We start from the raw sequence: 10,915 nt of genomic DNA, 5'->3' as shown, positions 1-10,915 counted from the left end.
GCCGCCGCCCATGTGGGCCGCCCCACATTGCCGGCTTGACGCGACGCTGGCGTCATAGGCAAGCGGACACGCGAGCCACGCCGGCGGCATCGCCCGCAGGCCGGCGCGCCGGCGTCGCAACGGGGCGAATCCGGCACAATGCGTCACCGGGCCTTGATGCAGCGCGGCGCACCGTCGCACCCGCGCCAGGCCCTTGTCGCGAAAACCCCTCAGCGGTTATCCTCGCTAGGCCCTATGTCTGATTTAAAGTACATTAGAGGCATTACAGACTTGTCATCTCTCCACAAGGGAAACCATGAGTGAAGCCGTCGTTCCCCTGTATCACCAGATTTACGTGGTGCTGCGCCAGCAGATCGTCGAAGGCCGCTTCGGCCAGGGTCCCTTGCCCGGGGAGATTGACCTCGCCAAGCAGTTCCACGCGTCGCGCGTGACCATGCGGCGCGTGTTCGACCGGCTGGTGCAGGAGGGGCTGGTGCGCCGCCACCGCGGGCTCGGCACCTTCGTCAACCCGCATCCGGTGCGCCCGGCCGGGGCCGCCGGCGAAGAGCGCGGCACCAGCCTGCTCGACAACATCATCGACATGGGCCAGAAGACCTCGGTCAAGGTGATCTCGATCGATGAGGTGCATGCCACGCCCGATGTCGCCGACTCGCTGAAGATCGAGCCGGGCGACCCGGTGGTCAAGATCGTGCGCGTGCGCCACTACCGCAACCGCCCGCTGTCGCACATCACGGTCTACCTGCCCGCGGCGCTGGGCCGGCCGATCACGCGCGAGGCGCTGGAAGAGACCCCGGTGCTGCGCCTGCTGGAAGCGGGCGGCGTCAAGCTTGGCCGTGCCAGCCAGGTGCTGTCGGCACGGCTGGCCGACGTGGTGGTGGCGCCGCTGCTGGACGTGCCGGTCGGCGGCGCGCTGCTGGCGGTGCGCCGCGTGGTCAAGGACCAGTCCGGCCGCCCGGTGCAGCTGCTGCTGGGCCAGTACCGCCCGGACCGCTACGAATACCGGATGGAACTGTCGCCGGCCGGCGTCGACAGCGCCAACGTCTGGGTCGAAAGCGAAACCCGGCCGGGCTTGCGCGATTGATTCACGACTGACGCGCGACTGACGCCACGGGAGTTGCCCCGCACTTGCGTTGCCGGGGTGCGCCGGACCCCGTTCCGCGCCATACTGCGCATCCCTGATCACATCAAGCGAGGAGCCGCCGCCATGCCTGAGTTCCGTTCGTCCAGCCTGACCCGTCAGTCTTCGATTACGCGCCGCGCCACCATGCGGCGCCTTGCCACGCTCGGCACGCTGGCCGCCTGCGCACTGGCCCTGCCGCTGTCGGCGGCCGCGCAGGCACAAGGCCAGCAGCAGGCGCAGCTTGCCGGCGGCAAGCCGATCCGGATCCTGGTGGGCGCACCGGCCGGCGGCACGACCGACACGCTGGCGCGCACCATCGCCCAGGAAATGTCGCAGGAGCTGGGCCAGCCGGTGGTGGTCGAGAACCGCCCTGGCGCCGGCGGCAATATCGCCGCGGACCTGGTCGCCAAGAGCGCGCCCGACGGCAGCACGCTGCTGATGAGCTTCACCAGCCATACCATCAACGCCACGCTGTACAAGAAGCTGCCGTTCGACCCGGTGCAGGACTTCACGCCGATCACGCTGGTCGCCACCGTGCCCAGCGTGCTGGTGGCCACGCCCCGGCTGGCGGCCAACAACGTGCCCGAACTGATCCGCCTGGCACGTTCGGAGCCGGGCAAGCTGAACTTCGCCATCGGCTCGGTCGGCTCGTCGCTGCACATGGCCGGCGACATGTTCAAGATGATGACCGGCACCTACATCGTCAACATTCCGTACAAGGGCACCTCGCCGGCGCTGACCGACGTGCTGGCGGGCCAGTGCGACCTGATGTTCGCCAGCACCATCAACGTGCTGCCGCACGTGCGCGCGGGCAAGCTCAAGGTGCTGGGCGTGACCAGCCCGGCGCCGCTGCCGCAGTTCCCGGGCGCGGCGCCGATCGGCAATACCGTCAAGGGCTTCGAGTCGAGCGCATGGTTCGGGCTGTTCGGCCCGGCCGGCATGCCAAACGAGACCACCCAGGCGCTGTATCAGGCCGCGCGCAAGGGGCTGGAATCTCCCGCCGTGCGCAAGCGCCTGGAGAACGACGGCGCGCAGCCGATGGGCACGCCGCCCGAGGCCTTCGCCGCGTTCGTGAAGCAGGACGTCAAACGCTGGGCCGGCGTGGTCAAGTACTCGGGAGCGTCGCCGGAATGAGCACCGTCCCCGCCACGCTCGCGCAGAAGCTGGTGGCGCGCGCCGCCGGGCTGGCCCATGCCGAGCCCGGCACCGTGGTGATCTGCCAGGTCGACCTGGCGATGTCGCACGACTCCAGCGGCCCGCGCCGCGTGGCGCCGCTGCTGCAGGAGCTTGGCACCGGCGTCTGGGACCCGTCGCGCTATGTGGTGGTGACCGACCATTTCGTGCCCGGCGGTGACGCCGAGGCCGAATCGATCCTCCGCTTCACGCGCGACTGGACGCGCCAGGCCGGCGCCCACTTCATCGACGCCGAAGGCATCTGCCACGTGGTGCTGCCCGAGCGCGGCCATGTGCTGCCGGGCCGCCTGATCGTCGGCGGCGACAGCCACAGCCCCACGGGGGGCGCCTTCGGCGCGTACATGTTCGGCGTGGGCGCGACCGAGATGGCCGGCGTGCTCGCCACCGGCGAGATCTGGCTGCGGGTGCCGGACACCATCCGGCTGCAATGGGACGGGCGGCTCGCGCCCGGAGTGTGCGCCAAGGACATGATGCTGTTCCTGTGCGCCACGCTGGGCATGGGCGGCGGGCGCTACCAGGCGCTCGAATACACCGGCAGCGCCGTTGCCGCGCTGCCGATGCAGGAGCGCATGACCCTCACCAACATGAGCACCGAGCTCGGCGCGCAGACCGGGCTGGTGGCACCCGACGCGGTCACGCTGGACTGGCTGGCGCAGGCCGGCGTGCCGGCACAGACGCTGGCCGCCATCGAGCTGGACCATTGGCGCAGCGATGCCGGCGCGCCGGTACTGGCCACCCACCGCTTCGACGCCGCCGCGCTGGCGCCGCAGGTGGCCGCCCCGCACTCGCCCGCCAACAGCGCGCCGGTCGACCAGGCTGCCGGCGAGCCGGTGCAGATCGCCTACCTGGGCGCCTGCACCGGCGCCAAGCTGGAAGACCTGCGCATGGCCGCGCGCGTGCTGCGCGGGCGCCGCGTCGCCGCCGGCGTGACGCTGCAGGTAGCGCCGGCCTCGCGCCGCGACCAGCTGCAGGCCGAGCAGGAAGGCACGCTCGGCATCCTCGCCGAGGCCGGCGCGATGCTGCTGCCCAATGCCTGCGGCGCGTGCGCGGGCTATGGCGCGGCGCGCTTCCCGGCCGGCAGCCGCGCGATTGCCTCGACCGCGCGCAATTTCTCGGGCCGCATGGGCGACGCCGGCAGCGCGGTGTGGCTCGGCTCGCCGATGACCGTAGCCGCCAGCGCCGTCACCGGCCGCATCACCGATCCGCGCACGCTGCTGGAGTAACGCGCGGCCCCCACCTCGTGCCCGCCGCCGGCGGGACAGACTTACCGCATGACTTCTGCCTCCGCCCCCGCCCCTGCTCCTGCCCCTGCCGGCCGCCTCTGGCGCTTCGGCGACAACATCGACACCGATGCCATGGCCCCCGCCGTGCTGATGAAAGCGCCGCTGCCGGTGCTGGCCCGGCATTGCCTGGCCTCGGTTCGCCCCGAGTTTCCCGGCAGCGTGCGTCCCGGCGACGTGCTGGTGGCGGGCGCGAACTTCGGCATCGGCTCCTCGCGCGAGCAGGCGCCGCAGGCGCTGCGCGAGCTCGGCGTGGGCGCGGTGGTGGCGCAATCGTTCGGCGGGCTGTTCTATCGCAACGCCATCAACCTGGGCCTGCCGGTGCTGGTCTGCGCCGACACCAGCCGGCTGGTCGACGGCGCGCACGCCGTGCTGGACCTGGATACCGCGCAGTTGCGGATGGACGACGGCAGCGTGGCGGCGTGCGAGCCGATTCCGGCGTTCCTGCGCGCGATCCTGGCCGCGGGCGGGCTGGTGCCGCACCTGAAGGCGCGCCTGGCGCGCGAACGCGCCCGCCAGGACTGAAGCCAGCGCAGCCGCTCAGGCCGCGGGCGGGGTGCGCAGCAGCGCCAGCGCCTCTTCGTCGCTGGTCTGGCTGAAATCGAGGTAGAACGCGCCCACTGCGCCGAAGCTGGGCGGCGTGTTCAGGCAGATCACCTCGTCGGCGGCCGCGGCCAGGCTCGCCAGCCCGTCCTGCGAGCCCACCGGGACGGCCGCGATCACGCGCGCCGCGCCGGCCATGCGCACGCCTTCGAGCGCGGCGCGCATGGTGGCGCCGGTGGCCACGCCATCATCGACCACGATCACCACGCGCCCGGCACGGGCCGGCACCGGCTTGCCGCCGCGATAGCGCTGTTGCCGCCGGGCGATCTCGTCGAGCTGGCGCCCGCGCTCCGCATCGAAGCTGCCGCTGCCGACGGCGCGCCGTGCCCAGGGGTCGTCATTGACCACCGTATGTGGTCCGCCGCCGCCGGCATCGCCCTCCACCACCGCGCCCAACGCCAGTTCCGGGTAGCCCAGCGCGCCGATCTTGCGCACCAGCAGCACGTCCAGCTGCCCGTCCAGCGCGCGCGCCACCTCGAACGCCACCGGCACGCCGCCGCGCGGCAACGCCAGCACCAGCGGCGGCTGGCCCAGCTGCGCGGCGCCAAAGCCCAGCCCGGCCAGGTGGCGGCCGAGGTATTGGCCCGCCTCGCGGCGGTCGGCAAAGCACGGGGGCAGGGACATGGCGGTTTCCATGGGAGGGGGACAGCCAGCGCAGCGGTCCCTTCGCCAAATATAGACCCTGGCGCTGGCCGCGACGGCCGCTCGGGCGGCACATGCGCAGGCAAGCCCGCGCGCCCAGCCGCCATTAGGCTCGCTGGTGCAACAGTGTGTTGAGGCCGGGGTGGCTGACTTCGCCGCAGTGCAGCATTACGATGGCCGCTGGCGCTGACAACGCCGGACCGACATTGCCGGGCAGGCCATCGTGCCCGCCCGGCCCGATCGCAATGAGCCCTGACATGACCACGCCCTCCCCCGCCCGCGCCGCGACGGCGCAGACTCAAAACAACGCCACCACCACCACGGCAGACGTCTCCCTGCTCACCGCCCCCGATATTCCGTTCGGTTCGCTCGAAGCCGCCGCGATGGCCGAGCTGCCCTACACCTTCCGCCCGGCCGGCACCTGCAGCCGCTACTACAACGAGTTCTTCGGCTGAAGCCGGAGCGGCGCGCCCGCCGCCATCACCGTCTCGCACAGCGCGGCCAGCCGCGCCGCCATGTCGCGCGCCGCGGCCGGCAGGTCCGGCTGCGCGTGCAGGCTCAGTTCGACATCCGGCACCGCGGCGGGCCAGCCGTGCTCCAGCACGGTGTGATGCGCCGTGGCAAGCCGCCGCGGCAGCAGCGTCACGCCCAGGCCGTCGGCCACCGCCGCCAGGATGCTGGCCAGGCTGGCGCTGACAAAGGCCACGCGCCAGCGCCGGCCGCCGGCGTCGAGCGCGTGCGTCATCTCTCCGCGGTACAGGCCGCCCACCGGGAACGCCACCAGCGGCACCGGGTCGCGTGCCACCGCCGGACGGCTGCGGCTGTCGATCCAGCACAGCGGCTCGGGCCAGCTGGCGAGACCCTGCGCCTGGCCGGTGCGCTGCTTGACCAGCACCAGGTCCAGCTCGCGGTCCTGGAAGCGCTGCCATAGCTCGTGGCTCATGCCGCTGGTCACCTCCAGCCGCATGCCCGGCCAGTCATCGGCAAACCCGGCCAGCACCGGCGTCAGCGGCCGCGCGGCAAAGTCCTCGGGCACGCCCAGCCGGATCTCGCCCTGGCCGGCGCTCTGGCGCAGTTGCCCGACCGCCTCCGCCATCAATTGCTGCAGCCGGCGCGCATAGCCCAGCAGGCGCTCGCCTTCCGGCGTGGTGGTGACATAGCGCCCGCCGCGGTCCAGCAGCACGCAGCCCAGCTGCTCCTCCAGCCGCCGCACCTGCTGGCTGACGGTGGACTGGGTCAGGTGCACGCGCTGCGCGGCACGGGTAAAGCTGCCGCTCTCGGCGACGGCGACAAAGCTCTGCAGCAGCACGGGGTCGAGGCGGGGGTCCTGCATGGCGGTGTATCCATTGGTTTTTCCACTGCCGGCGATTTCATCATTTAATTTCCCAATTACCAAGCGCCCGCGTAGAGTTTCGCCACGATGCCCCGGCCTCCGTCCGGGCGCCATCGGCCCCACTCTAGTCACCATGCCGCGTTGCACGCGAGCATGTACCCACTTTTTCTGCCAACCATGACCACTCACCAGGAATTCATGCGCGAGGCGGTGCGACTCGCGGTGGCCAACCGTGACCGCGGCGCCCGCCCGTTCGGCGCCGTGCTGGTGCTCGACGGCGAAACCGTCGCCACCGGCGTCAATGACATTGTCCACAGCCGCGATCCCACCACCCATGCCGAGATGGAGGCAGTGCGCGCCGCCGCGCGCAAGCTTGGCCGGCCCGACCTGCGCGGCAGCGTGGTCTATGCCAGCGGCCATCCGTGCCCGATGTGCCTGGCGGCGATGACCATGGCCGGGGTGCAGGCGGTCTACTACGCCTTCGACAACCAGGATGCCGCGCCCTACGGCATGTCGAGCGAGGCCGCCTACCAGGCGCTGCGCCTGCCGCTCGACCCGCCGCCGCTGCCCCTGACGCGGGTGCCGGTCGACCTCTCCGCCGCGCAGCTCTACGGCATGCGCCCGCGCCGTGGCTGAAGGCACGCGTCCGGTGCGGCCCCGGCCGCCGCGCTGGCTGGTGCTGGCGGCGGTGGCCGGCATCGGCCTGAACCTGCGGCCGTTCCTGACCGCGGTCGGGCCGCTGGCGCCAGCCATCCGCGGCGGCACCGGCCTGAGCTACCAGGGCATGGCGTGGCTGACGCTGCTGCCGATGCTGCTGATGGGAGTGGGGGCCTTCTTCGGCCCGGCCATCCGCGCACGGCTGGGTGCGCGCACCGCGGTGCTGGGCGCGCTGGCCTTGCTGGGCGCCGGCTGCGCGCTGCGGCTGGGCGTGGCCGGCGGGACCTGGCTGATCGCCTCGGCGGCGCTGTGCGGGCTGGGCGTGGCGGTGGTGCAGGCGGCGTGTCCGGGACTGGTCAAGCAGGAGTTCCCGTCGCGCGTGGCGCCGGTAATGGGCTTGTATTCGGCGGCACTGATGGGCGGCGGCGCGCTGGGCGCGCAGCTGTCGCCCTATGTGACCGAGCTGGCCGGCAGCTGGCGCGGGGCGCTGGCGCTATGGGCCGTGCCCGCGCTGGCGGCGCTGGCACTGGCGTGGGTGGCGCTGCCGCGCGGCCCCGCCCGCCAGCCGGCATCGGCCCCGGCGGCGCCGTCTGGCCGCCCGGCCAGCGCCGGCAAGACCCGCACGCTGCTGCGGCGCCCGCGCACCTGGCTGCTGATGATCAGCTTCGGCGTGATGAACGGCGGCTATGCCTCGCTGGTGGCGTGGCTGGCGCCGTTCTACCAGAGCCACGGCTGGAGCGCGCCGGCCAGCGGCTCGCTGGTGGCGCTGATGGCGGTGGCGCAGGCCGCCGCGGCGCTGCTGCTGCCGACACTGGCGGCGCGCAGCCTGGACCGGCGCGCCTGGATGGCACTGGCGCTGGCGCTGCAGGTCGCCGGCTTCGCCGGGCTGGCGTTGTGGCCGGACGTCGCGCCGCACGCCTGGGCCGTGATCGGCGGTGCCGGCCTGGGCGGCTGCTTTGCGCTGTACCTGGTGGTGGCGCTGGACCACCTGCCCGACGCCGACAGTGCCGGCGCGCTGAGCGCGGTGATGCAGGGCGGCGGCTTCCTGCTGGCGTCGCTGGCGCCGTGGATCACCGCCATGCTGCAGGCGCGCACCGGCAGCTTCGCCGCGGGCTGGTGGTACCACCTGGCGTGCGCGGCGGTGGTCGGCGTGCTAACCATGCGGCTCGACCCTTCGCGCTACGGCGCGTCCTTTGCGTTGCCTGCGCCCGCCGGCTGCGCGCGGCAGGCGGGGTGAAGCCGACCCGGCCGCGCTGACGGCGCCAGCTCCCGCGTCAGCGGGCCGGCGCGGCCTCCACCATGGCCGTGGCATCCGCCGGCGCCGGGGCTTGCGGCAGCGCGAACAATGCCGCGGCGGGCGGCGACAGCCCCTGCAGCCATTGCAGGGCAAGCACGATAAGCATGACCGGCATGGCGCCTCCTTCCCGCATACGTGGTCACTTCTCATTGGTATAGCCCATCGCGCCCCGGTAGCGTCCCATGCCGACGCCCGGCCCGCCCCTGCGTACCTGTCCCTGCGTACCTGTCCCTGCGTACCCGTTTCTGCGTGCCTGCCGGACGGGACAGGCCACGCTAGCGGCGGCACCAAGCCCGCCCGTCTTGCGAGATTTATTTCCCATGTAACGTCACATTACCTTCCCGGTTCCGGTCGCATGGCGTCCGCGCGGGCCGCCGCGATGCCCGCGAAGCCTTATCGGGCAAGGGTTTCCGGCGGGGCATGCAGGTGCGACAGGCGCGCCCCCGTGCCGCCGCTGCATGTGAGACAGGCTTACAAGTGCAAGCGCGCAGCGCGCCAGCCGGCCGCTACATTCAAGCCGTGTCCAACGCGATCCCGCCAGGAGCCAAGATGAAGCGAGCCCTCTCGCTGGTGGTGCTGCTGTCTACCACCGCCGCACTGCTTTCCGCCTGCATCGTGGTGCCCCCGCGCGGCGGCCCGCCGCCGCGCCACCACCACCATCACCACTACTGATTCCGCCACCCCAAAGGAGCCCCCCATGAAACGTCAACTCCTGCTTGCTGCAGCCGTCCTTGCCACGGGCGGCGCCTTCGGACTGACCGCCCCTGCCGAAGCCCACCAGGCGCCGGTCGCCCGCGGCTACGGCCACCCGCCCCCGCCGCCGCGCTACGAGCCGCACCCGGCAGCGCGCCGCGGCCAGGTCTGGGTGCCGGGCCACTGGGAAGCGCGCGGCGGACGCTACGCCTGGCGCGGCGGCTACTGGCAGCCGCAGCGCGTCGGCTACCGCTATGTGCCGGAGCGCTGGGTGCGCGGCCCGCATGGCTGGGTCATGCGTCCGGGCCGCTGGGTACGCTGAGCCGGCCGGCGCCATCATCCCCGCCTTGAGGCCTTGCTCCCCACCGATGGGTGGTGGCAAGGCCGGCGCGGCCGGTGGCGGCGGCGCCGCAGCGCTCATCCATGGTGGTAACCGCGCCTCATCCAGAAGCACTAGACCATGTGCGCGAGCTGCCAGCAAATCTGCCGGATTGATTTCACAACAAACATTTCCGCGGCGCGTTTCATAATTGGAGCAGCGCCATTGATGGTGTATTCCGGACATCCCTCAATAGGGTTATAAAGGCGTCATATCGGCCCAAAGATAATAGAATCTGTTTCAGAATTGCAACCAATTAAACTCTGAATGTCACATCGGTGAAACCACCGGGAATGGCGTCAGCGCGGCGTTTCCGGAACCTGCGAGGTATAAATACGATATATTTGGAAGGATTATGAGGGTCCTTTCATTCCCTCCTTCATTCCACCCCGGTCCCACTTGCTTGCAATCCCCTCACCCAGCCCATAAGATGAATTCCAACTGATTTAGGAGCAACAAGCACCCGGTTCGGTTTCGGGGTCATCCTTCCAGCCATGGGCAAGTTCCAGCCACAACAACGGAGCCGCCCGGCATGGAAGCATGGGGGTCAGCCACAGAGCCAGCTACCAGTCACCAGCCATCGCGGTGACGGCGGTCCTGTCACGTCTTCCATACGCAAAGTGCCCCGCAGTCCGACCCCGGGTAAAAACGGGGAGTGAAGTCCATGAATGCGTTGCTGATCGAGGAGCATCCGCTGCTCCGGCTCGGGCTTTTGCAGATGCTCGAGAACATCCAGGAATCCGCCCAGGTGGCAGCCATTGCGCCCGCGGATATCGCCAGGCTCGACGCCCGGCACCAGAACGCGGACCTGCTCGTGTTCGGCATGCCGGCCGACCCCGCGCCCGGCTGGGGGCTGCTGGAACAGGCCCGCCAGATGTTCGCGCCGCAACGCATCCTGATCCTTGCCGACACCCTGCCGCTGCATGTGCCCACCGCGGACAGCGCGCGCGGCGTCTGCGGCTGTCTGCCCAAGTCCGCCTCGCTGGCGGTGATCGAGGCCGCCATCCGCATGGCCGTGTCGGGCGTACAGGGGCTGCTCTTCACTGCCGAGACCGGCACCCTGCCCTCGGCATCGCGCTCGGCGATGCCCGCCACGCAGTCACTCGCCTCGGCTGCGCCGCTGCCGCTCAGCGCCGCGCATCCGGCCCAACCGCCGGGGGAGCAGCTGGCGCTGGCGTCCTGCGCCAGCACCCCGCGCGCCGCCATGCGCACCACCGTGGCGCTGCGCGACCTGACCGAGCTGCGGCCCGGCCAGCCGCTGTCCGCGGCGGCCCCGGCAGCGGTCTCGCCCACAACCGCAGCCATGCCGCTGACCGAGGAAGAACCCGGCTACGACGAGGCTGAGATGCTGAAGATCACGCCGCGCCAGTACGAGGTGCTGGTGCTGCTGGCGCGCGGCTATCCGATCAAGACCGTCAGCCGCATGCTCAACATCTCGGTGGCGACGGTGAAGAGCCACGCCTGCACGCTGTACCAGCGGCTCAAGGTGCGCAACAAGGGCGAGGCGGTCTACGCCGCCCTGCAGCGCGGCGCCACGCTCGAATGGGTCAGCGGCGACGAACGCATCACGCGCGAAACCAATGGCGCCGGGGCGGCGCCAAGGCGCAACGAACTGCCGAGCCAGGCGGTCCGGCCGGCGGTCTGATGCCGGCCTGAAGCTTTGCCGCGCGCCGCGCCCGCACAGACGGGCCGGCGCCAACCCGGCGCTTGCCGGACG

The 10,915-nt window shown here is 71.4% G+C and carries 13 protein-coding genes; 10 read left to right on the top strand and 3 right to left on the bottom strand.

Annotation, left to right across the window (positions count from 1 at the left end; all coding sequences use genetic code 11):
- Positions 1-295 precede the first annotated feature (295 nt).
- The 4 genes from ACEI37_RS06155 (at position 296) to ACEI37_RS06140 (ending at position 4,119) form a co-directional block, all read left to right on the top strand.
- Complete coding sequence (locus ACEI37_RS06155; protein ID WP_373375896.1) at positions 296-1,081, top strand: GntR family transcriptional regulator; 786 nt, start codon at positions 296-298, stop codon at positions 1,079-1,081.
- Positions 1,082-1,204: 123 nt separating this feature from the next.
- The gene (locus tag ACEI37_RS06150) at positions 1,205-2,254 is read left to right on the top strand and encodes a tripartite tricarboxylate transporter substrate binding protein (RefSeq protein ID WP_373375895.1); all 1,050 of its coding nucleotides are present in this window, start codon (positions 1,205-1,207) and stop codon (positions 2,252-2,254) included.
- Entirely contained in the window at positions 2,251-3,537 is a 1,287-nt protein-coding gene (locus tag ACEI37_RS06145; protein ID WP_373375894.1) for a 3-isopropylmalate dehydratase large subunit, read from the top strand. Before ACEI37_RS06150 ends, ACEI37_RS06145 begins: the two co-directional genes overlap by 4 nt.
- Positions 3,538-3,585: 48 nt before the next feature.
- Positions 3,586-4,119 carry a 3-isopropylmalate dehydratase gene (locus ACEI37_RS06140; protein ID WP_373375893.1) on the top strand — a complete coding sequence of 178 codons (534 nt, stop codon included), beginning with the start codon at positions 3,586-3,588 and terminating at the stop codon, positions 4,117-4,119.
- A gap of 15 nt (positions 4,120-4,134) precedes the next feature.
- Here the strand turns inward: ACEI37_RS06140 and ACEI37_RS06135 are convergent, their stop codons facing one another.
- Positions 4,135-4,821, bottom strand: coding sequence for a phosphoribosyltransferase (locus ACEI37_RS06135; RefSeq protein ID WP_373375892.1), 687 nt, complete (start codon positions 4,819-4,821; stop codon positions 4,135-4,137).
- Positions 4,822-5,096: 275 nt separating this feature from the next.
- Here ACEI37_RS06135 and ACEI37_RS06130 point away from each other — a divergent pair, with 275 nt between their 5' ends.
- On the top strand, positions 5,097-5,294 hold the full coding sequence (locus ACEI37_RS06130; protein ID WP_373375891.1) for a hypothetical protein: 198 nt from the start codon (positions 5,097-5,099) through the stop codon (positions 5,292-5,294).
- Here ACEI37_RS06130 and ACEI37_RS06125 read toward each other — a convergent pair.
- Positions 5,273-6,172 (bottom strand): LysR family transcriptional regulator, encoded by a 900-nt coding sequence (locus ACEI37_RS06125; protein ID WP_373375890.1) that lies wholly within the window; start codon positions 6,170-6,172, stop codon positions 5,273-5,275. The genes ACEI37_RS06130 and ACEI37_RS06125 overlap by 22 nt on opposite strands.
- Positions 6,173-6,349: 177 nt before the next feature.
- Between ACEI37_RS06125 and ACEI37_RS06120 the strand changes: the two genes are divergently transcribed.
- A complete protein-coding gene (locus ACEI37_RS06120; RefSeq protein WP_373375889.1) occupies positions 6,350-6,808 on the top strand; it encodes a nucleoside deaminase in 459 nt (152 codons plus the stop codon).
- Entirely contained in the window at positions 6,801-8,066 is a 1,266-nt protein-coding gene (locus ACEI37_RS06115) for a cyanate transporter (protein WP_373375888.1), read from the top strand. Before ACEI37_RS06120 ends, ACEI37_RS06115 begins: the two co-directional genes overlap by 8 nt.
- A 37-nt stretch (positions 8,067-8,103) precedes the next feature.
- Here the strand turns inward: ACEI37_RS06115 and ACEI37_RS06110 are convergent, their stop codons facing one another.
- The gene (locus tag ACEI37_RS06110; RefSeq protein ID WP_167354408.1) at positions 8,104-8,241 is read right to left on the bottom strand and encodes a hypothetical protein; all 138 of its coding nucleotides are present in this window, start codon (positions 8,239-8,241) and stop codon (positions 8,104-8,106) included.
- A gap of 434 nt (positions 8,242-8,675) precedes the next feature.
- On the opposite strand from ACEI37_RS06110, the gene ACEI37_RS06105 reads away from it, so the two are divergent.
- The 3 genes from ACEI37_RS06105 (at position 8,676) to ACEI37_RS06095 (ending at position 10,843) form a co-directional block, all read left to right on the top strand.
- Positions 8,676-8,798 (top strand): hypothetical protein, encoded by a 123-nt coding sequence (locus tag ACEI37_RS06105; RefSeq protein ID WP_255638404.1) that lies wholly within the window; start codon positions 8,676-8,678, stop codon positions 8,796-8,798.
- A 25-nt stretch (positions 8,799-8,823) separates the two neighbouring features.
- Positions 8,824-9,141, top strand: a complete 318-nt coding sequence (locus ACEI37_RS06100) for a YXWGXW repeat-containing protein (protein WP_092314860.1) — start codon at positions 8,824-8,826, stop codon at positions 9,139-9,141.
- A 721-nt stretch (positions 9,142-9,862) separates the two neighbouring features.
- Positions 9,863-10,843 carry a response regulator transcription factor gene (locus ACEI37_RS06095; protein ID WP_373375887.1) on the top strand — a complete coding sequence of 327 codons (981 nt, stop codon included), beginning with the start codon at positions 9,863-9,865 and terminating at the stop codon, positions 10,841-10,843.
- The last annotated feature ends 72 nt before the right edge of the window (positions 10,844-10,915 follow it).

It is taken from the genome of Cupriavidus nantongensis (genome assembly GCF_041726985.1).
Lineage (GTDB): Bacteria > Pseudomonadota > Gammaproteobacteria > Burkholderiales > Burkholderiaceae > Cupriavidus > Cupriavidus nantongensis_A.
This window is presented reverse-complemented; position numbering and strand designations above follow the sequence as displayed.